Below are 22,142 nucleotides of genomic sequence, written 5' to 3'. Positions count from 1 at the left end.
CCCAGCGGTCGGATTTCGCGGGCGGAGTCGGCGAAACTCGACCCTGTCTATACGCACTCGTTTTATTTGTCCCCGCGGCCGTCGGCGCGTTCGCGTACCCCCCGCCGGTCGTCGGCCGGCCGGCCGACGACGCCCAGGTCATGAAGTCGCGGAACCTCGCGTTCGACCTGAACGTCGATGCGGACCAGAAGAGCGCGATCCACTCCATCGAGTTGTACGTCAGCCGCGACCCCGGCGGCGTGTGGGAACTCGGCGCGACGGCCACGCCGGACGCGAAGTCGATCCCCTACGCCGCGAAGGAGGACGGCGTCTACCTCGTGAACATGGTCATCGTCTACAAGAGCGGCGTCCGCGACCCGGCCGACGTGACGAAAGCCGTGCCGCTCCAGAAACTCATCGTCGATGCCACCGCCCCGGTCGTGCGGATCAAGACGGCCGACCGGAAGGGGGACGAGATCCGCGTCGCGTGGAGCATCGACGACCGCAACCCGGCGGACGCGAAGACGAAGCTCGAATGGAAGCCACTCGGCGATTCCGAACTCGCGTGGAAGGCCGTCGCCATCGGCACGCCGGACCGCCGGTCGGCGGCGTTCTCGCCGGGCACGACTGCCGGGGTGACGGTCCGCGTCACGGTCGAGGACGCGGCCGGGAACAAGACGACGGAGACGAAGGACATTCTCGGCTCCGCGACGAGCGCGGCGATTCCGGCCCCGGACCTCAAGTCGCCGACGACGGGTGAAAGCGGCATCGTCCTGCCGACCCTCGCCCCGGCCGGCTCGGCCCCGGCCTCGAAAGCGTCGATTCCCGCGCCCGACCTGACGAAGCCCGTCGCGGAACTGCCGAAGCCGGCGTTCCCGTCGATCGCGCCGCCGTCCTTGACCAGCACGCCGCCGGCCCCGACGCCCGTGCCGGCGTTCGTGACCCCGCCGCCGAGCGCGGCCGCCCCGATGTCGCAGGCGAATACGCCCGGCACTTCGACCATCGCGATGGGGTCCGGGCTGAATTCGACGACGACACCGGCGGCCGCCGCGAGCGAAACGCCGGGGGTGAAGGTCGTCAACTTCCTGAAGTTCGACGTGCCGTATCAACTCGAAGCGGGGCCGTCCGGGATCAGCAAGATCGAGATGTACGTCACCCGCGACGACGGCAAGACGTGGGCCAAGTGGAGCGTCCACGACGGCGACCAGAAGCCGCTGCGGGTGGCGCTCGACGCCCGGTCGAACGCCCAGCCGGAAGGAAGCTACGGGTTCCGGCTCGTACCGATCAGCGGGGCCGGCATCAGTGAGGTCCCGCCAACAGAAGGCAGCGCCCCGGACTTCCGCGTACTGGTCGATCTGACGCCGCCGCTCATCAAGGTTTACGCCCCGGAGGCGGACGCCGCCCGGCCGGGGACGCTGACGCTCAAGTGGGAGGTGAAGGACAAGAACCCGGCGAAGGACGGGGTGGCGATCGCGTGGAGCGAGACGCCGGCCGGTCCGTGGAAGGCGGTCGGCCCGGAGGCCGCTTCCACCGTCGTGGCCGGGGCCGGGATCGACGCGGCCGTGCGGCTGGCGGACACCGGCAGCTTCGCGTGGAAGCTGCCGGAGAAGGTGGCGGCGAAGGTCTACCTGAAGGTGACGGCGTGGGACGCGGCCGGGAACAAGAGCGAGGTGACGACGCCGAACCCGGTACTCGTGGACCTGACGAAGCCGCGGGCGCGGATTCAGGACATCGTCCCCGCGGGCGGGATCAAGTAACGCCCGACTTCCGAAGTCCGGCTTCGACTTCGGAAGTCCAACCGGCAAGAACACTGTGCCGCGTGCAGGTCACCGCGCGATCGACTTCCGAAGTCGAAGCCGAACTTCGGAAGTCAGGTCAGATCGCCACCGTCGGGTCGATGCCCTGATACGTCGCGAACGAGTTCTCCGTCTCCCACAGCGTCACCTCCACCACCGGCAGCCCCTGGCTGACCGCGTGGTCGTAGATCATCTTCGCGATGCACTCCGCCGTCGGGTTCACGTCCAGCGTCACGAACCGCTCGCCCAGCCGCCGCAGCTCCGGGATGATCGGGTCGTCGCGGTGCAGCAGCATCTTGTGGTCCAGGTACTCGTCGATCCACCGGCCGACGAGCTGCTTCACCGTCGTAAAGTCCACGACCATGCCCAACTGGTCGAGCGACGGGGCCTCCAGTGTGATGACGGCCTTCCCGTTGTGCCCGTGCAGGTGGGCGCACTTGCCGTTGTAGTTCAACAGCCGGTGGCCGTAGCAGAACCAGATTTCCTTCGATACACGAAACATCCGCACCCCCTTGCTACGCGGCGTACTCCGTCGGGTCGGGCAGCCCGGCGGCCGCGAACCCCCGCATCCGCTCGCCGCACTTGTTGCACGCCCCACAGTGCCGGCCGCCGACCGGCCGGTTGCACGAGAACGTGTGGCCGAGCGGCAGGTGCCGCCCGCGGCGCAGGACATCGACCTTGTGAAGTCCCAGGTCGGCATACGGCCGCAGCACGCGAACCCGCCCCTTCACGGCCTCGCCGACGGTTCGGGCGAAGGCGTCGTAGAACCCCGACGTCGCGTCCGGGAACGGGTTCCCGGCGAGCGGCGCGGTCGCCACTTCCGGCACGCCGTTCAAGTGGCACCACAAGAGCGGTTTCGCCAACAGCAGCACGTTCCGGCCCGGCAGGTACACGTCCTCGTCCGGCGCGTCCCGGCCCGGCACGCCCTCGCCCGTCATGCTCCAGTGCGGCCCGTACAGGTCCGCCACCGGCTGCGCGAGCACCACGCACGGCCGCAGCCGCGGGGAGTGGATCGCCTTCAAGAACCGGGTCAGGTGGGCGAACTCCGCGTCCTCCCAGACGGAGCCGACGCGGACGAAGATCGGGTGGACGGCCGGGTAGACGGCCGCCGCCTCGGCGAGCAGGACGGCGCTGTCCGCGCCGCCGCTGACGAGGACCGCGAGCGGGGCGGTCGGGGCCGCCGGCGGCCAGGGGTGCGTAGCCAATCCGTGCCCTCGGCCGTTACTGGCGGAACCCGGTGCCGCCATCGCCCATGAACGGGTTGTTGAACGCGGTGATGATCTGCCCGGACTTCGGGAAGTACGGCGTGCTCTCGGCGTAGGCGCACTCCCCGGTGTACGAGTACTTGATGTTCGCCAGGTACTCGGACTTGAACTCCTTCGACCCGGAGAACGACACGAGGCTCTTCGACTTGTTCGGAATCTCGGAGTCGTCCCCCTTGCCGAGCGGCCCCTCGGAGAGGCTGGTCGCCACCTCCTTGGCCGCGTCCTTCGACTCGCACTCGAACGCGACCCCGCACTTCACCTTCGTGCCGAACGTCAGGTACACGCCGTAAACCTTCGACTTGGCCATCTGGTTGCCGAGGACGGGGAAGTCCGGCTTGACCAGGTCGGCCATGGCGCTGAGGTAGTTCTGGTGGTCGCCGGATGCGTACACCAGCGTCCAGATGTGCGCGGCCGTCACCTTCTTGATCGTCGCGTTCATCTTCCCGGCGAAGCTGTTCTCCTTCTGCTTCATACCGCCGGCGCTCGTGCGGAAGATGCCGTCCTGCTGGCCGACGGCGCTGACGACCACGATCATGCGGTTGTTCGGCGAGTACACGATGGCCCCGCGGAGCGCGCTTCCGGCGGGAGCCTTGTGGTACGTTTGCCCGTCCGCGTTCTGGGCCGCGCCGTACTTGTTGGCGAGGAGGGTCGGGTCGAAGGTGGTCTTGGTGCGGATGACGAACACCTCGCCGGTCGTGCCGCCCTGCTTCCGCTTGGCGTGGACGGCGTAGTCCACCAGCGCCATGCCGTCCGCCTCGCCGACGGCGGTGGCGAGGTCGTCGGCCACGTTCTTGACGGCGTTGTTGTACTGCGGGTCCAACTGCGGCAGGTAGCCGGGGTAGCGGCTGATGAGGCCGACGTTCATGCCGCGGATCACGTTGAAGTCGCCGGGCACGTGGGACAGCATCTCCTCGACCTTGCCGGCCCGCCCGAGGACGTAGTACCCGATGCCGCCGACCGCCCCGAGGATGGTCAGCCCGCCCAGTACCATCAAGATGAGAATCGTCCGGTTCGACTTCTTCTGCTTCATCTTGCGGCGCTTGACGCCGCCCTCGCCCTTCCCGCCCTTGCCGGCCTTCCCCTTCTTGTCCTTCTTTTTCTTCTCCGGGCGGCCGTCGGCCTTGCCGACACCGGCCCCAACCGCGGCCTTCTTCGCCGCCTTCGCGGCGGCTGCCGGGGCGAACTGGTTGCCGCACTTCGGGCACTCGATCAACTCGTCGGCCGCGGGGGCCTCGTCGAGGTTGAGCTTCGCCTGGCACTCGGGGCAACGCGCTTGGTAGGCCATCGGGGGGCCGCTCCGGCATTCGCGAGAGAGAAGGGTCGTCAGGGGAATCATAGTCGATATTGCCGGGCCGGTCACGGCCGCGGCGAAAATCGACCGGACCGGCTGGCGCGGGCGTGCCGGCCGTTCCGACCGTGCGGGGGCGGGAGAGAGCGAGCGCCGACTTGACGAACCCCGCTCCGGCCGTCAGGCTAAAGGCTGAACCCCTGCGCCGGAGCTTGCCATGACCCGCCGACGATTCGCCCGCGTGTTCGGACTGCTCGCCCTGACGGCCGGCTCGCTCTCCGTCGCATTCGCGCAGGAAAAGGCCGCGATGGTCCCGACCGGGTTCCGGGCGTTCGTCGCCGCGGACGACCGGTACGAGAAGGGCAGCCCGCGGAACCGCGCCGACAAGATGCACGACCTGGTGACGGACAACGCCCTGAACCCGGTCGTGGCCGTGTTCTCCCGCCAGCCGCCGGGGGCGACGCCGGAGGTGTCGAAGCTGGCCGTGAAGCTGAACGAGCTGGCCACGGACAAGGAGCTGAAGGCCGGGCGGCTCGGCGCGTTCGTCGCGTTCCTGACGCTCGGCAAGGAGTACCCGGAGGACGAGAAGCGGGACGAGGCGGCGAAGCAGGCGAAAGACCTGTCGGCCCAACTGAAGACGCTGGCCGTGCCGTTCGCGGTGGCGGCCGGGAAGTCCGAGCAGGTGACGGCTTGGGGCATCGGCGACAAGGACACGCTGACGGTGGTGTTCTACCGCGAGATGAAGGTGCTCCAGCGGTGGACGTTCACGACGGAGAAGCCACTCGGCGACGACGACGTGAAGGCGATCGCGGCGGCCGTGGAGAAGGAGCTGCGGGCGAAGAAGTAGTAGACATTTCAAATGACTCCCCACGCGATCGGCGTTTGGTTCCATCTCGCGTGCGGGTTCGCGGCCGTGGGGCTTGGCCTCGTCGTGATGTTGCTGCCGAAGTTCGGCCGCAATGCTCGTTGGCATCGTGCCCTCGGTCGGCTCTACGCGAGCCTCATCGCCATAGCCTGCCTCTTGGGCGTACCCCTCGCGTACTTCCGTGACAGTACCTATTTGATGACGCTCGGCGTCATGACCTTCCTTGTCGTGGTTCAAGGGTGGCGGGACGCGGGCTTTGCAAGACAAGCACAGGCCCGCGGAGATTTCGCCGAAGCCGGTCGGCGGTTGCGGTGGCATCTGATCCTGATGGGGGCGTCCTACATCGGCGCGTGGAGCGGGTTCTTCGCCACGAACCCGATCCTCGGCGTGGGCGAATGGCAGGTATGGGTGTACGTGTTCGGGCCATCGTTGATCGGGGCGGTGTTCATTACAAGGGCAGTCAGGCGGATGGCCGCCGGGTCTACGAGCTTCGCTTCTCAACCAGACCCACCGAGATGACGAACACTTCCCGACTGTTCTCCCACACGTCGAACACGACGCGGAGCGGCAACTCGAACGTGATGCGGATGCTGCCGAACCGGGACTCGCCTTCGTTCAACGGATCGACGGCGAGGCGTTGATCGACCCGGTCGCAGGCGAACGTCACGGCGTTCCGGTCGGGGGCTCGCATCCAGATTTCGGCCAGGTCGTTGTTGGCTAACGGCAGCCACGTTACCTGGAAGTTCATTTCGCACCGAGCCGTTTCCAGATTTCGGCCAACGGCACGCCGTCCCGCTTCTCGATCATGCGGGTAATGTCGTCCCGCGTGATTTCGGGATGCCACGGGATGATCGGCTCGGCGTCCGGCACGATCCGCCCGAGCCACTTGCCCTCGTCGTCCCGCAGTTCGATCTCGACCCGCTTCGCGAGGTATTCGGGCAACAGCCGGTCGAGGTCGGACGACGTTCCGATCCGCTGACCCGCCACGTAAAGTACGACCATCGTTTCACCCTCCCACCCGCATCCTACCCGTTCTGATTGATGAAGTCGATCAACTGCCGCAACCGCCCGTGGTTGTGCCGGTCGAACCGGAACCGCAGCCGCGGCAGCGCCGCGATGTCCGGCTCGTTCCGCTCCGCCGGCAGCGCGTCCGACTGCACGAACGTTCCGCCGACGAGCAGGTTCGCGAACTCGGTCTGGACCTTCTCCATCGCCTCGTCCGAAAGCCGCTTCTGGAGACGCAGCACTAACTCGTTCCGCACGTACCGCATCGAGTGGTAGACCTTGTAGAAGTTCGTCACCTCATGCACCGCCTCATCCACCGAGTCCGTGATGCGGTAGAAGGCCCGGTCCTGCGGCGACGTGTAGCCCCGCTTCATTAACCCTTCCTCGATGAACCGCTCCCAGCTCCGCCAGTAGTCGCCGCCGGGTTCGTCCACCAACACGATGGGGAAGACGTGCGTCTTGCCGGTCTGGATGAGGGTCAGCGACTCGAACGCCTCGTCGTGCGTGCCGAACCCGCCGGGGAACAGCGCGATCGCGTCCGACTCCTTCACGAACGCCAGCTTGCGGGTGAAGAAGTACCGCATGTTCATCAGCTTCGGGTCGGCCAGGATGACCGGGTTCGCCGCCTGCTCGAACGGGAGCAGGATGTTCAGGCCGAAGCTGTTCTCCCGCCCGGCCCCGACGTGCCCGGCCTCCATGATGCCGGCCGCCGCCCCGGTGATGACCATGTACCCGGCCGCCGCCATCTGCCGGCCGAACTCGACCGCGGCCTGGTACGCCGGGTGGTCCGGCTTCGTGCGGGCGGAGCCGAAGACCGTCACCTTCCGCTTCCCGCGGTACGCGGCGAACACCCGGAAGCTGTGCCGCAGCTCCTTGAACGCGGTGGCGAGCAGCTTCGCGTCCCCGCGGCCGCAGCCGTCCTTCTTGAGCTTCTCGGCCGTCTCCTGGATTTGCCGGACGTACTCGTCGATGTCCGCGGTCGGCGACTTCACCACCGGGTCGGGCGTGTCCGATTCGAGAATGGACTCGAACGCGGTGTTCGGGACGGGGTCGTCGGCCATGACATGTCACCGGAAGAAGGGCGGGTCACTCAACTATATAGCCGCCGGCTTGCCGGCGGGGTTTTGGGTGTCGCAAAACCCCGCCGGCAAGCCGGCGGCTATATGAAGACGTGGTTCACTTTGCCTTTAGAAGTTTCACGTACTCCCGCATCCACGCCGGGTTGTCGTGCCACGTCCGGGCGGTGACGAGGTTGCCGCTGACGCACACCTCGCGGTCTACGTACTTGCCGTGCGAGAACTCGCAGTCGAACTTGCACTTCGCCACCGTCGTCGCCTCGCGGCCCTTCAGCACGTCTGCGGCCGCGAGAATCTCGATCCCGTGGCAGACGGACGCGACCGGCTTGTTCGCCGCGAACATCGCCTGCGTCACGCGGATGAGGTCCGCGTCGTACCGCAGGTACTCCGGGGCGCGGCCGCCGCTGATGACCATGCCGTCGTACTCGTCCGGGTCGATGTCGGCGAACGCCACGTCCGCCCGCATCTTGTACCCGGCCGACTCGACGGTGATGTCCCAGTCCGGGTGGCGGTCGTGCTGCACGAGGTGGTACGTCCGCGCCGCGGGGCCGGCGACGTCCACCTGCCAGCCTTCCTCCTTCAGCCGGAAAAGCGGGTAGAACGTGTCGAGCACTTCGGCGGCGTCGCCGATGACGAGCAGCAGCTTCTTCATGCACGCCTCGTGTTGAGGTCCGGTTTTGTGGAACCCTGAGCGGAAGCGACGGGGTAGAGGCGCAACACCCCGTCGCTTCCGCTCAGGGTTCTACGAGTTGCCTTACTCCGGCGGCTTGCCGAAATACGCCTCCAGCGCGGTCCAGGTGTCGAGCGGGAACCCGTCGGCGTCGCCGTCCGGCCCGTGGCAGTTCACGCACCGGGCGGTTATGATCGACTTCACCTTCACCGCCTTCTTATCCGCCGCGAGGAAATCGGCCGTCAGCGGCTTGCCGGTCCGCTCCAACGGCAGCGGGAAACTGTCCGCGTCGTAAGCCTTCCGCCGCTCGGCGATCGGCGTCCTCAGCCAGGCTTGCAGGACCAGCCGCTCGCCGTCCCGCTCCTGCTCGACCTCCGGCCGCATGGCCACGAGTTCCTTGTACTTCTTGTCCCCCTTCTCGAAGAACGCCGGGGCCATGCTGCCGTTGCCGTTGAACGATTCCCCCTTCCGCGGCCCCATGATGAGCTTCTCCAGGTGCGACACCTGCGCCATCGGCATTGGGGCGGGGGCCGGCGGGTCGGCCTTCTTCGCCGCGACGTTCGGGGCCGGGGCTTTGGCCGGGGTCGCCGGCTTATCCTCGGCCTTCTTCGCCGCGGGTTGCTTCTCGGCGTCGAGCGCCGGCTTCAAAACCTTGACCGCGAGGACGCCGATCCCGACCAGCCCGGCGAGCAGGACGAGGGCCAGGACGACCCGCGACACCCCGGTCCACATGTTGAGCAGGCTGCCGAAGATTTGCAGCAGAAGGCCGAACCCGGTGATCGCGCCGGTGGCAATGATCGTCAGCGCGAACGTCGGGCCGACGCCGTCGATCCGGGCCAGCCACCAGCAGGACACGTCCGCGACTTGCGCGACGACCACGATCGGGGCGAGGAAGCACCGGATGCCGGTCGGGTAGCTGGTGAACGCGAAGATGATCCCGGTCAGGCTGAACAGCATGGCGAAGCTCAGCAGGTGGGCGTGCGTCGATTGCGTCAGCTTCTCGATGCCGATCTGCCGGTCGCTGCGGACCATGTCGTTGACGATCTCGACCTTGTCCGGGGCGATCCAATACTTCGCGATCTGTTCGACATTTTCGAGCGGGTACTTCTCAACGGCCTCGCCCTTCTTGTGACACCGGGCGCACCGCTGGTCCATGATGAACTTCACGCGGACGTGCCGCTTGTCCTCGGTGAGGGCTTTCGGCGTGATCGTCTTGTCCTTCAAGGCGTCTGGAATCGGCAGCCGGTCCGTCTGGTACGCCGCCTCCCGGTCGTCGATCGGCAACTTGAGCCATTCGTCGAGCGCGATTTGCTCGCCCGTCCGTTCGGCGTCCAAAGTGGCCTTTGCAGTCGGGTCTTTCTTGATGAGCGAGTTGTACTTCTCGCTCAACTCGCCGTCGTCGTCGCGGGTGAAGAACGCCGGGGCCATCGTGCCCGAACCGTTAAATGCCGCTCCTTCCCGCGGCCCCGTGATGAGCTTCTGCAGCTTGCTCCGCGGCGGGCCGCGGTCCTCGTCGGTCGCCTTCTTCCACCCGGCGAAGATTTCCACCACGTCCGCGGCGCTCGGCAGCGGCTCGCCGTTGCGGGACGAGTGCTGGAGGTGCAGCTGCACCATCGCCGAGAAGTACCCGAGGCCGACGGCCAGCAGGAAGCAGGTGACGACCAGCTTCGCGGGCAGCGGGAGGTCGCGCAGGCTGAACCGCGGGGGGGCATCGGTCATGGCAGTTCTCCGGCCACAAGGTGCATCAGCGGAGTATACGTCGGACGCGGGCGATCGGACCGGCCGCGTGGGGGTAGGTTCATCCAGATTAACCGGCCGCGGCCGGCGCGAGCAACAACTTCTCGGCGGCCGCCAGCACCTTTTCGCGGGCCACCGGCAGCGGGTCCGGCAGCCGCGCGCCGGACGCCAGCTTGTGGCCGCCGCCGTTGAACTGCTCGGCCAGCTTCGACACGTCCGCCGCCCGCGACCGGAAGCTGACCTTCGTGCCGCCGTCGGTCTGCTCGATGAAGATCAGCGCGACCTCCACGCCGTCGATGCTCCGCGGGTAGTTGATGAGGTCCTCCGTGTCGCCGGGGACCGCCCCGGTCTGGCCGTAGTCCTTCAGCATCACTTCCGTGAACGCGATCTTCCCGCCCGCCCGCACCTGGAGCCGGCCGAGCGCCACGCCCGCGAGCTTGAGCCGGCCCATCGGGGCGCACTCGAACAGTTGCTCGTACAGCGGCGTCGGGTTCGCCCCGGCCGCGACCAGTTCCTCCGCCAGGGCGAACGTCGCGGCCGTCGTGTTCGCGTGCCGGAACCAGCCGGTGTCGAGCGCGAGGGCCATGAACAGGTGGTGCGCCGCCTTCGGCGACAGCGGCGCGTCGAGGGCGCGGATGACTTCGTAAGAGAGGCGGCCGCACGCCTCGGCGGTCGTGTCCACGAACGCCAGCCCGCCGAGGTCGTCCTGCGTGCGGTGGTGGTCGATCACGACTTTCGGCACTGTCATCGACCGCATGAACGGCCCGAACTCGCCGAGTTGCCCCCACGTCCCGGTGTCCAGCACGAGGATCGCGTCCACCTTGCGGTACTTCTCGTTGGACGCGGCGAACTCCTCGATGGTTTCGCGGTTCGGGTCGAGGAACGCGTACCGCGGCGGCAGCTTGCTGGCGATGACGACGTGCGCCGTCTTGCCGATCCGCCCGAGCGCGTCGGCGAGGCCGAGTTGCGCCCCGAGGCCGTCGGCGTCCGGGCGTACGTGCGTCATCAGGAGGAACGTCTGGTGTCGGCGGATGAGATCGACCAGCGGCGACCAGTCGAGCGGCATAACGATCCTTTCAAGGTAGGTTCAGAAATTATACCGCGGCCCCGTTGATCGTTCAGACGTGCCTCGTCCGTTGCGCGAACCTTTGCCGATTTCCTCTTGTCAAAGTCGCGGGCTGAGATTATTCTCAATTAACTGACGGACGAGTCCGTTAATTAATTGGGTGAACCATGTGCGCGATGGAATCGGCGGCCCGCAAGCCGGGCCGGCCGAAGAACCCGGACCTGGAGAGCCGCCGGCGGGCGGAAATCCTCGACGCCGCCGAGCGGGCGTTCGCGAGCACCGGGTACGCGGAGACGGACGTGCAGGTCGTCGCGGACATCCTCGGCGTCGGCAAGGGGACGGTTTACCGCTACTACCCCACGAAGCAGGACCTGTTCCTGGCCGCCGTGGACCGCGGCCTCGCCGACCTGTCGGTCGCGATGGAAGCGATCATGGCCGACGAATCGCTCGACCCGATCGACATGATCCGCAAGGCGTTCGAGACGTACCTCGCGTTCTTCGCCAACCGGCCGCAGTTGACCGAGCTGTTCTTTCAGGAGCGGGTGGCGTTCCACGGCCGGGAGACGCCGCGGTACTTCGCCGGCATGTGCGAACACCAGTCCCGCGACGAGGCGTTCCTGACCCAGTTGATGGCGGCCGGCCGCCTCCGCCCGGTTCCGGTCGAGCACCTGCTCACCGTCGTCGGCGACCTGCTGTTCGGCACGGTCCTGTCGAACCACCTGTCCGGCCGCCCGGCCGACCCTGCGGCCCAGGCCGCCGCCGTCGTGGACGTGCTGTTCCACGGCATCCTCAGCGACCCCGAGCGAAAGAAACAACACCGGAGGGCCAAGCCGTGACCCGCTTCCTGCCGTTCCTGCTCGTCGTTCTCGTCGGCTGCGCCCCGAAGAAGGAGGCCGCGACCTCGACGGAACCGCAGCCGGTGGCGGTGACGGTCGCGCCGGTGAAGCCGCAGGCGATCCGCCGCACCGTGTCCGTCGTCGGCACGCTCAACGGGTACGAGGAAGTCGTCCTCGCGCCGAAGGTGGACGGCCGCGTGATCGCCATCCGCGCCGACGTGGGCGACGTGGTCGCCCCCGGCACGACGTTGTTGGAACTCGAAACGGCCGACTACGAACTCGCCATCGTCGAGGCGAAGCAAGCCCTCAACGCCGAACTCGCGAAGCTCGGCCTGACGGCACTTCCCGCCGGCGAATTCGATGTCGAGACGGTCCCGGCCGTGAAGAAGATGTCGGTCGCGCTCGAGGACGCCACGCGGAAGTTCAAGCAGAAGAAGAACCTGTACGAGACGAAGGCCGCGTCGAAGGACGAGTACGACGTGGCGGAAACCGAGGTCCGCCTCGCCGAGGCGACGAAGGTGCAGACTGTCACCGAAGCCCGTGCCATCCTCGCGGCGGCTCGGCTGAAGAAGGCGTCGCTCGACCTCGCCGAGCAGAAGCTCCGCGACTGTCAGTTGACGGTTCCCACGCCGGTCGGCACGACGGCCGCCCCGACGCAGGTGAAGTACGCCATCGCCGAGCGGATGTTGACGGAAGGCACGATGGTCCGCGCCATGCCGGTGACGAATGCGTTCAAGCTCGTCCTCGCCCACGCGCTGAAGCTGCGGGTCAACGTCCCGGAGCGGTACGCCCCGGAGGTGAAGGTCGGCCAGCCCGCCGACATCCTCGCCGACGCCGTTCCCGGCAAAACCTTCTCCGGCAAGATCGTCCGCGTCAATCCGAGCGTCGAGCCGACGAACCGCACGTTCCAGGTCGAGATCGAAGTGCCGAACGCGGACGGCCAACTGAAGTGCGGCGGCTTCGCGAAGGCAGCGATCCTCACCCGCACCGAACCCGGTGTCCCGACCGTGCCGCCGGAATCCATCGTCACCTTCGCGGGCGTCAACAAGGTCTTCATCCTCGACGGCGACAAGGCAAAGGCCATCGAAGTCCAGATCGGCACCCGCGAAAAAACCTGGGTCGAAGTCCGCGGTCCGCTCCCGCCGTCCGCCACCGTCGTGACCAGCGGCCAAACCCAACTCGTAGACGGCAGGCTCGTGAAAATCCGAGAAGAGGAAACGGCCCGCAGATGACGCGGATAAGAGCGCAGATGAAAACTGGATAAGACCGGCACGGTTTTGTCCCTTTCATCTGCGTCGAAGTCTGCGTCATCTGCGGGCCATTCTTTAGGAAACGAACATGATCTGGGACATCTGCATCCGGCGGCCGGTCTTCACCTGCATGTTGGTGCTCGCGCCGGTCGTCCTCGGCCTCGCGTCCTACAACCGGCTCGGCGTCGAACTCTTCCCGAACGTGGACATCCCCGTCGTCGTCGTCACGACGACGTTGAAGGGCGCGAGCGTCGAGGAGATGGAGGCGTCCGTCACGAAGCCGATCGAGGAGATCGTCAACACCGTCTCCGGCATCGACGAGCTGCGTTCGACGACGAAGGAGGGGCTGTCGCAGTTGGTGGTCGGGTTCAAGTTGGAGAAGAACGGCGACATCGCGGCCCAGGAAATCAACGACAAGATTTCGACCATGAAGCAGAACCTGCCCATCGGCACGGACGAGCCGAAGGTCGAGAAGTTCAACCTGGACGCCGCCCCGGTGGTGACGGTCGCCGTGTCCGGCAAGCGGTCGCTGCGGGAAGTGACAGAGATCGCCAAGAAGCTCATCAAGGAGGATTTGGAGGGCGTGCCCGGCGTCGGGGCCGTCGTGCTGGTCGGCGGGCAGACGCGGACGGTGAACGTGTGGGCCGACCCGGTGAAGCTCAAGGGCCGCAAGCTCGCGATTGAAGACGTGCGGAAGGCGCTCGTCGAGCAGAACGTCGAGTTGCCCGGCGGGAAGATTCACGGCGGGGCGAAGGAGGAGGGGCTTCGCATCGTCGGCCGGATGAAGACGGTCGCGGACTTCCCGGACATCATCGTCGCGAACCGCGACGGCACGCTGACCCGGCTGCGGGACGTGGTCACCGGGCCGGACGGAAGGCCCGAGTCCGGCGTCGAGGACGGCGTCGAGGAGCAGCGGGGCCTGTCGCGGCTGGACGGCGACATCGCGGTGTCGCTGGTCGTGCAGAAGCAGTCCGGCGGCAACACGGTGAAGGTCGCCGACGCGATCCGGGCGCGACTGGAGAAGATTCAGCCGACGCTGCCGGCCGACATCCGGCTCGAAGTCATCCGCGATCAGTCGAAGTTCATCAAAGGCTCCATCGAGGAGGTGAAGTTCCACCTGCTCCTCGCGGCCGTCTTGGTCAGCGGCGTGATCTTCCTGTTCATCCGCGACTGGCGGACGACGATCATCGCGGCGCTCGCCGTGCCGACCAGCATCGTCGGCACGTTCGCGTTCATGGACTTCATGGGGTTCTCGCTCAACAACATGACGCTGCTCGGCCTGATCCTGGCCGTCGGCATCGTCATCGACGACGCCGTCGTCGTGCTGGAGAACGTGTTCCGGCACATGGAGGAGTACGGCCGCACCGGGGCCGAGGCGGCGAGCGTCGCGACGAAGGAGATCGCGCTCGCGGTGCTGGCGACGACGCTGTCGCTGGCCGTCATCTTCGCCCCCATCGCGTTCATGTCCGGGCAGGTCGGGCGGTTCTTCAACAGCTTCGGGTTCGTCGTCGGGTTCGCCATCCTGCTCAGCATGGCCGTCAGCTTCACGCTCACGCCGATGCTGTGCGCGAAGTTCCTCAAGCCGCTGCCGCACGGGTCGCACTCGACCGGCGGGTTCTGGGGCTGGGTGACGCGGCGGTACGTCGGCATCCTCGCGTGGTCGCTGCGGCATCGGTGGGTCATCGTTCTCGCCACCATCGGCGTGTTCATGACGACCCCGGCGCTGTTCATGGCCGTCGGCACGGACTTCGTCCCGAAGGACGACCAGAGCGAGTTCGAGGTCGCCATCAACCTGCCGGAAGGCTACACGCTCGACCGGGCGAACGGGACCCTGTTGGAGATCGAGAAGAAGCTCGCGAAGCTGCCGGGCGTGACGAACGTGTTCACGACCATCGGCGAGACGAACGGCAAGGCCGCGAAGGGGCAGGGGGACGTGACCATCGCGAACGTTTACTGCCGGATGATCGACCTGAAGGAGCGGAAGTTCTCGCAGGCGAGTGTGATGGCGAAGGCTCGTGAGGTGCTGGCCGAGTACCCAGACCTGCGGGCGAACGTGCAGGAGGTGAAGCTGTTCAGCTCGTCCGCGTTCAAGAACGTGCAGCTCGAAGTCAGCCTCCGCGGGCCGGACATCGACAAGCTGAACGACGCGGCGGCGAAGGTGCAGAAGTTCCTGAAGGGGAACGCGAACTACACGGACGTGGACACGAACGCGTCGAACCGCACGCCGGAGCTGCAGGTGTTCATCCAGCGGGACCGGGCCGCCGCCCTCGACGTGCCTGTGATGAGCGTGGCGACGACGCTCGGCGTCCTCGTCGGCGGGGAGCCGGTGTCGAAGTTCAAGGAGGGGGCCGACCAGTACGACGTGTGGCTGCGGGCCGACCTGCCGAACCGCGACCGGGAGGCGGCCGTCCGCGGGCTGACCGTGCGGTCCAACGGCGGGCAGCTCGTGGAGCTGGACAACCTCGCGGACCTGAGTACCGCCCGTAGCCCGGCGAACATCGAGCGGTACAACCGCCAGCGGCAGGTCACGGTCACGTCCAACCTCGCCCCCGGCTTCGCCCTCGGCAACGCGCTGCCGGAGGTGGAAGCGTTCATCAAGACGCTCGACCTGCCGCCGGAGTATCGGTACGAGTTCCTCGGCGAGGCGAAGCTCATGCAGGACTCGAACGACAACTTCGCCATCGCGTTCGTCCTCGCGTTCCTGTTCATGTACATGATCCTGGCGGCCCAGTTCGAGTCGCTCGTCCACCCGGCGACGATCCTGCTGGCCGTGCCGCTGACGCTGCCGTTCGCGCTCTTGTCGCTGCTCATGCTACAAACGCCGCTGGACGTGTACGCGATGATCGGCCTGTTCATGCTGTTCGGCATCGTGAAGAAGAACGGCATCCTCCAGGTGGACTACACGAACGTCCTGCGGGCGAAGGGGCTGGAACGCAACGAGGCGATCCTCCAGGCGAACGAGAAGCGGCTGCGGCCGATCCTGATGACGACGATCATGCTGGTGGCGGCGATGATCCCGATCGCGACCGGCCAGGGGCCGGGGGCGTCGGCGCGGGCGAGTATGGCGAAGGTCATCCTCGGCGGGCAACTGCTCAGCCTGCTGCTGTCGCTGTTGGTGACACCGGTGGCGTACTCGATCTGGGACGACCTGACGAACTGGGTGAAGCGGCGGTTCGTGCGGCAGAAACAAGAGGCCGTAGCGAACCCGCGCGAAACGGTGATTGAGTTGGAGAAGGTGGCATCATAGTAGTAGGCACACTCCGTGTGCCGTCTCCTTCACGCTCCCAGCGAGTTCGTCCGAGTCGCTGCGACCCGCAGCAGACGGCACACGGAGTGTGCCTACTACTATGACCGAACCTTCCTCCCTCCTGCGTGTCTCCCGGCCATGTCCGATCTCGTGGAAATCGACGGCTCGCAAGGCGAAGGCGGGGGGCAAATCCTCCGCTCCGCCCTCGCGTTGTCCATCCTGACGAAGCGATCCTTCCGCCTCATCAACGTCCGCGCCAACCGGCCGAAGCCCGGCCTCGCGCCGCAGCACTTGGCGTCCGTCCGGGCCGCGGCCACGGTCTGCGGCGCGAGCTACAAGGGCGGCAGCATCGGGTCGAGTACGCTGTTCTTCGAGCCGGGCGGGCTGAAGGCCGGGGACTACACGTTCGCCATCGGCACGGCCGGGGCGACCGGGCTGGTGCTGCACACCGTCTACCTGCCGCTCGCCCTGCGGGGGGACATCACGAGCAACCTGACGATCACCGGCGGTACGCACGTCACGCACAGCCCGAGCTTCCACTTCAACCAGACGACGTGGGCCGGCCACCTCGCCCGCATCGGCATCGACGTGAAGCTGGCGATGACCCGCCCCGGCTTCTACCCCCGCGGCGGCGGCGAGATTCGCGCGGCGATCCAGCCGGCGAAGCAGGTCCGCGGGCTGACGCTGACGGCGTGCCCGGAGCTGACGACGGCCGGCGGGTTCGCGACGGTGGCCGGGCTGCCGGAGCGGATCGCGAAGGACATGGCCCGGCGGCTGACGCACAAGCTGAAGATGGCGGGCGTCGAGAGCCACATTCAGCAGGAAGAGTGGGAGAACGGCCCGGCGGCGCTATGCACGGTGCTCTTCCGCCAACTCGCCGTGCCGCCGCTGTTCCTCGGCCTCGGCGAACGCGGGAAGCCGGCCGAGGCGGTCGCCGACGAAGCGGCGGAGCAAGCGATCGCGTTCCGCGAAAGTGGTTGCCCGGTTGACCCGCACTCGGCGGACCAACTCTTGTTGCCGCTGGCGTTCGCGGACGCGGCGTCGGAGTTCCGCGTGTCCGAGGTGACGCAACACCTGCTCACGAACATCGACACGGTCCGCCGGTTCGTAGACCGCGACATCCGCTGCGAAGGGAAAATCGGAACGCCGGGAACGGTGACGATCCGCGCGGTCGCTTAATCCTGTCCCCACTTCACCGGCACGACCAGTTCTGTCTCGGCCGGTTCGCTAAATTTTACCCGCACGTCGGCCTTCCCCGCTTTCGTTGAGACGCGGACCTTCAGCGTCGCCACGGCCCCGCTACCACTCGATGTCGTCATGGTCACGCCAGGCGTCACGCACTCGGCGGACGCGATGGCGACTGGCTTCCCGCCGCGGCGGAACTGCACCACGCCGGCCCCGCCCTCGATGTCGAGCGATTCCGGGTAGGCCGTCACCGCGTTCTTGCCTCGTTTCACGATCCGGGCCGGGATTTGTAGCTCGGCGTACTCCGGGTCGGTCGTCGTGACGATCAGCGTCTCGTCGTGCGTGCCGACCGGCAGCGCGTCGGCGACGGCCACGTCGAGGACGAACTTGCCCGCGTCGGCGGACGGCTTCAGCTTGGCGGTGAGGTGCGGCGAACTGCTGGCGACCTTCTTCACGGCGAACGGCGTCTTCCGCGCGTCCGCGATCGTGATGCTCGTCGCCGCCTCGCCCTCGGTGGACACGGACAGCATCGGAGGCGTCACGCTCACCTGCCGGCTCAGCTTCGCGACGAGCCGCAGCTCCAACACGTCGTCGGGGGTCATCTTCGCCGCGGCCGCGGGCCGGTACTTGACCTTCGCCAGCCACGCCTGCGGGCCGTCCGGCTGCGTGAGCGTGTTGATCTCCAGCGTCACGTCGGCCGCGTCGCCGGGCTTCAGGTCGTTCTTCGACACCGACCGCCGCAGGCAACCGCACCCGGAATCGAGGCCGGTCAGGATGACGGCTTCCGCCCCGCGGTTCGTGACGCGGAACGTCTGCTTGAGGATCGTGCCGCCGGTCACGTCGCCGCGGTCCACGGTGGCGGCGTCGGCCGTCAGCGCCGGCGGCGGGGCCGTGACGGCGAGTAAAAGAACCCCTAGCATCGTGTTCATGGCGGGGGTCGTACTGTCCCGGCCGGGACCGGTCAACCCGAACCCCTGACTTCCGAAGTCCGGCTTCGACTTCGGAAGTCGAACCGGCAGCGACCGCTTTTTTTTCGCCGTTAATGCGGCATTTGCTCCCCGCGTGGGATCGACTTCCGAAGTCGAAGCCGGACTTCGGAAGTCAGGTTTTGGGCTCCTCCATGCTGGTTCGTGTTAGACCATTGACGGGAAGCGACGCCCTCCCCGAGCCGGCCGGCGAGTGCCACGTCTGGTCCTTCCCGCTCGCGCCGACGGCCCGCTTCTGGGAGTCATTGTCGGCGGACGAGCGCGACCGTGCCGCGCGGTACAAGTTCGACCGGCCCCGCGAGCAGTTCGTCGCCGCCCGCGGGAACCTCCGTCAACTTCTCGGCCGCTACCTCGGTGTTTCGCCGGCCGCGGTCGAACTCGTCCCCGAACCCGACGGCAAGCCGGTCGTGTCGGGATCGGGCCTGCACTTCAACGTCACCCACTCCGGCGCCTGGGGGCTGATCGCGGTCGCGGGCAGACGCATCGGCGTCGATCTCGAGCAGCTCCGCGACATGCCGAACGCGGCCGGGCTGGTCGAGCGGTTCTTCGGGCCGGAGGAACGCGAGCAGTTCGCGGCGCTGCCGGACGAGCTGAAACTCGCCGGGTTCTTCCGCGGATGGACGGGCAAGGAGGCGCTGCTGAAGGCCGTCGGGACCGGCATCCAGAACGTGGACAAGTGCGTCGTCGATCTCGACCCGCGGCGGCCGGCGGCGGTCGTGCGGTTCGAGCACCCGGCGGAAGTCGGGGCGTGGCGACTCGCCGCGTGGTCGCCACTTCCGGGGTACGTCGCGGCCGTCGCCGTGGAGGCCGAGGCCGAAATCCTCGTCGGCTGAGGGTTACTCGACCGCCGCGACCTCGCCGCCGGCGCGGGTGCTCAGGGCTTGCAGCGTCGTCGTCGGCAGGCCGTCGCGGACGAACCGGACGCCGCCGTCGGCGAGCGCGAAGTTCGCCCCGCCGGTGTGCCGGCTGCCCCACGCGGACACCCGCGACCACCAGTCCATGGACAGCTCGGACCACGGGATGATCGGCGGCGGGTTCGGGAAGTACGACGCCGGGTCGTACATTTTCGGGAACGTCCCGTTCAACGGGCCGGTCGCGCCGCACGTCACATGGGCCACCGCCCACTGGGACGGCGGCGCGGACCAGAACATGTACGCGTTCAGGCTCTGGAGCGGCGGCGTCGGGGCCGGCATGATGTTCGCGGAGATCCACGAGTTCATCGCCCCGTCTTCCGGGACGCGCTCGCCGAACAGCAGCGTGTTCGACGTGCCGTCCCGCACGTCCTGGTGCCGCACGGCCGGGCGGTTCGGGGCCGGCAGGCCGCTCGGCCCGGTCTCGTGGAACATGCCGTCGGCCGTGGCCTGGCTCGGCGGGAAGGCCTTCGTGCCGCCGTTCCCGGCGTAGGTGGACCGCGCCGCCGTCACGCCGGCGACGGTCGCCGGGTTCACGTCCATCGACTCCATCGGGCAGTAGAAGACGGGCAGCGGCGTCGCCCCGGTCGAGCCGGCGGCGGCGTAGTTCGTCATCGGGCTGGTAAAGTTCCACGCGGCGTACAGGGGCTGCTGTTCGAGATTCGGGAGTAGCTCGACGAACAGCGACGTGTACCGCCCGTTTCGCGCCGGGTGGGCGAGGCCGGGCGGGAACTCGCCGTAGGTGCCCTCGTAGTTGTGGGCCGCGAGGGCGAGCTGCTTGAGGTTGTTCGTACACTTGATCCGCGCCGCCGCGGCCCGGACCTTCTGGACGGCCGGGAGGAGCAGGCCGATCAAGATCGCGATGATGGCGATGACGACGAGCAGCTCGATGAGGGTGAAGCCGCGGCGGGAGGGGGACATCGGCGTTCTCCGGACGTGTCCGTCATCTTACCCGCGCCGCGGGAAGGGCGGGGGCGTGGCGAAGGCGTTTCCGTCGCGGGACCGGGGCGGGGTTTGCCGGTTGTAGCGGGCGGGCTTACTTCTTCAGCCCGTACCCCTTGATCTTGCGGTCGAGCGTGGACCGCTCGATGCCGAGGATCTCCGCCGCCCGCGACTTGTTCCAGTCCGTGTGGTCGAGCGTCCGGCCGATGTGCTGCTTCTCCATCTCCTCCAGCGTCACCGGCTCGTAAGCCGCCACGGCCGCGGCGGACGCCGCCTCCAGCGGCGACAGCCAGATGTCCGCGTCCTCGATTACCGGACCGCCGCACAGCACGACCGCCCGCTCGATCACGTTCCGCAGCTCGCGGACGTTGCCCGGCCAGTGGTACGTCGTCAGCTTCTTCATCGCGGCCGGCGTCAGCCCCTTCAGCTTCCGGCCCGTTTCCTTCGAGTAGTGCTGGAAGAAGTGCTCGGCCAACAGGCCCACGTCATCCGCCCGCTCGCGGAGCGGCGGCACGTCGATCTGCACGACCTGTAGGCGGAAGAACAGGTCCTTGCGGAACGTCCCCTCCCGCACGGCGTCCTCCAGCGGCCGGTTCGTCGCGGCCACGACCCGCACGTCCACCCGGATCGGCGTGTTCCCGCCGACCCGCTCGAACGGCTGCCCCTCCAGTACGCGGAGCAGCTTCGCCTGCGTTCCGACCGTCATCTCGCCGATCTCGTCCAGGAAGATCGTGCCGCCGTCCGCCGACTCGAACTTGCCGATCATCCGCTCCGTCGCGCCGGTGAACGCCCCCTTCTCGTGGCCGAACAACTCGCTTTCGAGCAGCGTCTCCGTCAGGGCGGCGCAGTTCAGGCAGATGAACGCCCCGTCCTTCCGCGGGCCGGAGTTGTGGACGGCCCGTGCCACCAACTCCTTGCCGACGCCGCTCTCGCCGCGGATCAGCACCGTCGTCTTCATCGGGGCGACGCGGAGGATTTGCGTCTCGATCGTCTTGATCCCGCTGCTGCGGCCGACGATCTCGCTGTCCAGGTGGAACCGGCCCTTGAGGTCCTTCACCTCGGCGGACAGGCCCTTCTCCCGCCGCAGGTTGTGCCAGACGATGCCGAGTTGCCGGGCGACGGCGAGCGTCAGCTCGAGGTCGTCCTTGTTCAGCCGCCGGTTCGTGACGTTGCTGTAGACGTGGATCAGGCCGAGCAGTTCGCCGTCGTGCAGGACCGGGGCGCAGATCAGGCTCGCGGCCTTCAACTCGTTGACACTGTCGCGGTTCTTCAGCTTCTTCTCGGCCGACACGTCCTCGGCGAGGATCGCCTGCTTCGTCGTGATGACCTCGGTGCTGACGAATTGCGACACCTTGTGGTACGTCTTCTGGCTGGCGTTGCGGGTGCGGTACGCGACGAGTTCGGCGTCCCGGCCGGTGGCGACGGTCAGGACGGCGGCGACCTCGGCCGGTGTGCCGCCGAAGATTGCGGCCACGACCGTCTCGGCCAACTCCGTCGGCGTCGTCGCGGCGGCCGAGTCGATGGCCAACTTGTACAGGAGCGCGACGGCTTCCGTCTGGGAGACGTGCCGCGCCCGCGTGGACAGCTCGGCCGTCACCGCGTCGGCGAACGGGACCTTGTTCGCGATGTACTTCGTGTCCACCAGCCGGGACTTGATGGCCAACTCGCCGTTCGCCGCCCGGCCGTCGCCGGGCGTGGTCGTCGGCAGGTCGGCGAGGTCTACCAGGAACAGGAACCGGCTGTTCCCGAACCGGACGCGGTCCTCGGAGACGAGCGGGTACTCGCGGGTGACTTTTTCGTCGTTGACGTGCGACCCGTTGAGGCTGCTCAGGTCGCGGAGGTGCCAGCCGTTGTCGAACCAGTAGATTTCGGCGTGCTCCCGGCTGCACATGTCGTCCCGCAGCGGGATGCGGTTGGACGGCGCGCGGCCGAGCGTGTACCGCACGTCCGGCAGCAACGGGAGGGCGTCCCCGTAACCGCCGTCGAGGCACGCGACGAGATACCCGGTCGGAGAGTCCGCCATGCCGCCCCCGCGCCT

Annotated in this window: 19 protein-coding genes and 1 pseudogene; 8 read left to right on the top strand and 12 right to left on the bottom strand. The window is 67.6% G+C overall.

Going from position 1 to position 22,142, the window contains the following annotated elements:
* Nucleotides 1-1,736: pseudogene (locus tag AC5JJ2_RS07730) on the top strand (hypothetical protein); the annotation flags it as partial.
* 118 nt (nucleotides 1,737-1,854) lie between these two features.
* Here AC5JJ2_RS07730 and AC5JJ2_RS07725 read toward each other — a convergent pair.
* Genes AC5JJ2_RS07725 through AC5JJ2_RS07715 form a run of 3 tightly spaced genes read right to left on the bottom strand, consistent with a single transcriptional unit; the run spans nucleotide 1,855 to nucleotide 4,325 of the window.
* Nucleotides 1,855-2,277, bottom strand: a complete 423-nt coding sequence (locus AC5JJ2_RS07725) for a 6-pyruvoyl trahydropterin synthase family protein (protein ID WP_495857396.1) — start codon at nucleotides 2,275-2,277, stop codon at nucleotides 1,855-1,857.
* A gap of 13 nt (nucleotides 2,278-2,290) precedes the next feature.
* Complete coding sequence (locus tag AC5JJ2_RS07720) at nucleotides 2,291-2,980, bottom strand: 7-cyano-7-deazaguanine synthase (RefSeq protein ID WP_495857395.1); 690 nt, start codon at nucleotides 2,978-2,980, stop codon at nucleotides 2,291-2,293.
* 16 nt (nucleotides 2,981-2,996) lie between these two features.
* On the bottom strand, nucleotides 2,997-4,325 hold the full coding sequence (locus AC5JJ2_RS07715) for a zinc ribbon domain-containing protein (protein WP_495857394.1): 1,329 nt from the start codon (nucleotides 4,323-4,325) through the stop codon (nucleotides 2,997-2,999).
* Nucleotides 4,326-4,545: 220 nt separating this feature from the next.
* Between AC5JJ2_RS07715 and AC5JJ2_RS07710 the strand changes: the two genes are divergently transcribed.
* A complete protein-coding gene (locus tag AC5JJ2_RS07710) occupies nucleotides 4,546-5,175 on the top strand; it encodes a hypothetical protein (protein WP_495857393.1) in 630 nt (209 codons plus the stop codon).
* Nucleotides 5,176-5,187: 12 nt separating this feature from the next.
* Entirely contained in the window at nucleotides 5,188-5,712 is a 525-nt protein-coding gene (locus tag AC5JJ2_RS07705; protein ID WP_495857392.1) for a DUF2306 domain-containing protein, read from the top strand.
* Here the strand turns inward: AC5JJ2_RS07705 and AC5JJ2_RS07700 are convergent.
* The 6 genes from AC5JJ2_RS07700 to AC5JJ2_RS07675 form a co-directional block, all read right to left on the bottom strand.
* On the bottom strand, nucleotides 5,675-5,884 hold the full coding sequence (locus tag AC5JJ2_RS07700) for a hypothetical protein (RefSeq protein ID WP_495857391.1): 210 nt from the start codon (nucleotides 5,882-5,884) through the stop codon (nucleotides 5,675-5,677). The genes AC5JJ2_RS07705 and AC5JJ2_RS07700 overlap by 38 nt on opposite strands.
* A gap of 53 nt (nucleotides 5,885-5,937) precedes the next feature.
* A complete protein-coding gene (locus AC5JJ2_RS07695) occupies nucleotides 5,938-6,195 on the bottom strand; it encodes a hypothetical protein (RefSeq protein ID WP_495857390.1) in 258 nt (85 codons plus the stop codon).
* Between the two features lie 23 nt (nucleotides 6,196-6,218).
* Complete coding sequence (locus AC5JJ2_RS07690; protein ID WP_495857389.1) at nucleotides 6,219-7,259, bottom strand: LOG family protein; 1,041 nt, start codon at nucleotides 7,257-7,259, stop codon at nucleotides 6,219-6,221.
* Nucleotides 7,260-7,374: 115 nt separating this feature from the next.
* Nucleotides 7,375-7,926: a DJ-1/PfpI family protein gene (locus AC5JJ2_RS07685; protein WP_495857388.1), complete on the bottom strand. Its 552-nt coding sequence runs from the start codon at nucleotides 7,924-7,926 to the stop codon at nucleotides 7,375-7,377.
* Nucleotides 7,927-8,028: 102 nt separating this feature from the next.
* On the bottom strand, nucleotides 8,029-9,663 hold the full coding sequence (locus tag AC5JJ2_RS07680) for an Aq_1264-related membrane protein (protein ID WP_495857387.1): 1,635 nt from the start codon (nucleotides 9,661-9,663) through the stop codon (nucleotides 8,029-8,031).
* A gap of 88 nt (nucleotides 9,664-9,751) precedes the next feature.
* Nucleotides 9,752-10,747, bottom strand: a complete 996-nt coding sequence (locus AC5JJ2_RS07675; protein WP_495857386.1) for a DHH family phosphoesterase — start codon at nucleotides 10,745-10,747, stop codon at nucleotides 9,752-9,754.
* 167 nt (nucleotides 10,748-10,914) lie between these two features.
* Between AC5JJ2_RS07675 and AC5JJ2_RS07670 the strand changes: the two genes are divergently transcribed.
* The 4 genes from AC5JJ2_RS07670 (at nucleotide 10,915) to rtcA (ending at nucleotide 17,259) form a co-directional block, all read left to right on the top strand.
* Entirely contained in the window at nucleotides 10,915-11,583 is a 669-nt protein-coding gene (locus AC5JJ2_RS07670; protein WP_495857385.1) for a TetR/AcrR family transcriptional regulator, read from the top strand.
* On the top strand, nucleotides 11,580-12,815 hold the full coding sequence (locus AC5JJ2_RS07665; RefSeq protein ID WP_495857384.1) for an efflux RND transporter periplasmic adaptor subunit: 1,236 nt from the start codon (nucleotides 11,580-11,582) through the stop codon (nucleotides 12,813-12,815). Before AC5JJ2_RS07670 ends, AC5JJ2_RS07665 begins: the two co-directional genes overlap by 4 nt.
* A gap of 106 nt (nucleotides 12,816-12,921) precedes the next feature.
* A complete protein-coding gene (locus AC5JJ2_RS07660) occupies nucleotides 12,922-16,080 on the top strand; it encodes an efflux RND transporter permease subunit (RefSeq protein WP_495857383.1) in 3,159 nt (1,052 codons plus the stop codon).
* Nucleotides 16,081-16,218: 138 nt separating this feature from the next.
* Nucleotides 16,219-17,259 (top strand): RNA 3'-terminal phosphate cyclase, encoded by a 1,041-nt coding sequence (gene rtcA, locus AC5JJ2_RS07655; RefSeq protein WP_495857382.1) that lies wholly within the window; start codon nucleotides 16,219-16,221, stop codon nucleotides 17,257-17,259.
* Here rtcA and AC5JJ2_RS07650 read toward each other — a convergent pair.
* On the bottom strand, nucleotides 17,256-18,194 hold the full coding sequence (locus AC5JJ2_RS07650; RefSeq protein ID WP_495857381.1) for a DUF1573 domain-containing protein: 939 nt from the start codon (nucleotides 18,192-18,194) through the stop codon (nucleotides 17,256-17,258). The two genes, rtcA and AC5JJ2_RS07650, sit on opposite strands and share 4 nt — an antisense overlap.
* A 212-nt stretch (nucleotides 18,195-18,406) precedes the next feature.
* Between AC5JJ2_RS07650 and AC5JJ2_RS07645 the strand changes: the two genes are divergently transcribed.
* Nucleotides 18,407-19,084 (top strand): 4'-phosphopantetheinyl transferase family protein, encoded by a 678-nt coding sequence (locus tag AC5JJ2_RS07645; RefSeq protein ID WP_495857380.1) that lies wholly within the window; start codon nucleotides 18,407-18,409, stop codon nucleotides 19,082-19,084.
* 3 nt (nucleotides 19,085-19,087) lie between these two features.
* Here AC5JJ2_RS07645 and AC5JJ2_RS07640 read toward each other — a convergent pair whose 3' ends face one another.
* A complete protein-coding gene (locus AC5JJ2_RS07640; protein WP_495857379.1) occupies nucleotides 19,088-20,083 on the bottom strand; it encodes a DUF1559 domain-containing protein in 996 nt (331 codons plus the stop codon).
* Between the two features lie 115 nt (nucleotides 20,084-20,198).
* Nucleotides 20,199-22,127: a sigma 54-interacting transcriptional regulator gene (locus AC5JJ2_RS07635; RefSeq protein WP_495857378.1), complete on the bottom strand. Its 1,929-nt coding sequence runs from the start codon at nucleotides 22,125-22,127 to the stop codon at nucleotides 20,199-20,201.
* Nucleotides 22,128-22,142 lie beyond the last annotated feature (15 nt).

Source organism: Limnoglobus sp. (assembly GCF_059499385.1).
Note: the sequence above shows the minus strand (reverse complement) of the source record. Positions and strands in the feature narration are given on the sequence as shown.